Origin of the sequence: Seohaeicola saemankumensis, from assembly GCF_021021435.1 — a bacterium.
In the GTDB taxonomy this organism is placed as follows: Bacteria; Pseudomonadota; Alphaproteobacteria; order Rhodobacterales; family Rhodobacteraceae; genus Seohaeicola.
In genome coordinates, this window is the sequence record NZ_JAINWI010000072.1 from 1 (window position 1) to 353 (window position 353).

The following is a 353-nucleotide window of genomic DNA, read 5'->3' on the forward strand; positions in this document are numbered from 1 at the left end:
TAACCTGAAGGTCGTAGGTTCAAATCCTACTCCCGCAACCAACTTATCCTGCGAAGCGCCCTCTGGGGCGCTTTCGCATGTTGGGCCTTCGCCAAGCGCGGCTCTGCTAGCTGCAATCGTGGCGTCGTTGATATGCGAAGAGGGCTTCGGTCCGGCAGACAACGTCAGGATGCCTGCCAGGTCGCCGTGAAGATCAGCCACCAAACGGTTTTCGCTTTCGTCCGGTGTCAGGACGATCTTCTCGACCAGTGATCGAACGATTTCCGTCGCCTCAGCGCGATGCTCAGGCGTGTTCAACGTGTCGATCAGCTTTGACGTTGCCCCCTACCACTAATCCAGTTTGAGATAGACTC

General features: G+C 56.7%; 1 pseudogene. It reads right to left on the reverse strand.

Going from position 1 to position 353, the window contains the following annotated elements:
* Window positions 1-297, reverse strand: a pseudogene (locus K7H22_RS20010) (recombinase family protein); the annotation flags it as partial.
* Window positions 298-353 lie beyond the last annotated feature (56 nt).